The organism is Arthrobacter mangrovi, assembly GCF_026011795.1.
GTDB classification, from domain to species: Bacteria; Actinomycetota; Actinomycetes; order Actinomycetales; family Micrococcaceae; genus Crystallibacter; species Crystallibacter mangrovi.
Genome location: NZ_BRVS01000048.1, coordinates 1 through 603, shown reverse-complemented (window position 1 = coordinate 603; position 603 = coordinate 1). Strand labels below are relative to the sequence as shown.

Here is a 603-nt window from a genome sequence, read left to right as displayed (position 1 = left end):
GGGGTTTTTGGGGTGGTTTTGGGGGTGTGGTGTGCGGGTTTGCGGTTTGGTGTGGGGGCGTGTAATGTTTTCTGAGCCGCCGCCGCGGGGCCGGGTTTTGTCCGGTGGGTGTGCTGGTCGGCGAAATTCCATTTCTTTCCCTGGTGTTGATGGTTTTGTGCTGTCGTGTTGGGGTTGGGGGTGGGGCGTGATGCCGGTGGGCGGATCGGGTTCCGGATGGGGCCGGTTTGCGAAGTGCCGGTGGATCGGGTAAGTTAGAAAAGTTGCTCCGGAGCGATGCGGGGGCCCTTGAGGGGTTGTCGTTGGTGCCGGGTGCTCCTGTTGTTTGAGAACTCAATAGTGTGCCAAGTTTGTTGATACCAATTTTTTTGGTTGAGATTGTGTCGTGGTGTGCCACCCCCGTGGTGTGCTGCGATGTTTTATCAGCCTGGATTTGAATTTTGTGCATGCCCGGCCGGCTAATTTTCCTTGGCTGTCGGGTGTGTGTCTGTTGGAACATTAACGGAGAGTTTGATCCTGGCTCAGGACGAACGCTGGCGGCGTGCTTAACACATGCAAGTCGAACGATGATCCGGTGCTTGCACCGGGGATTAGTGGCGAACG

At 56.7% G+C, this 603-nt stretch carries 1 rRNA gene; it reads left to right on the top strand.

The features are described from left to right. Positions 1-498 precede the first annotated feature (498 nt). A 16S ribosomal RNA gene (locus AHIS1636_RS20335) occupies positions 499-603 on the top strand; the annotation flags it as partial.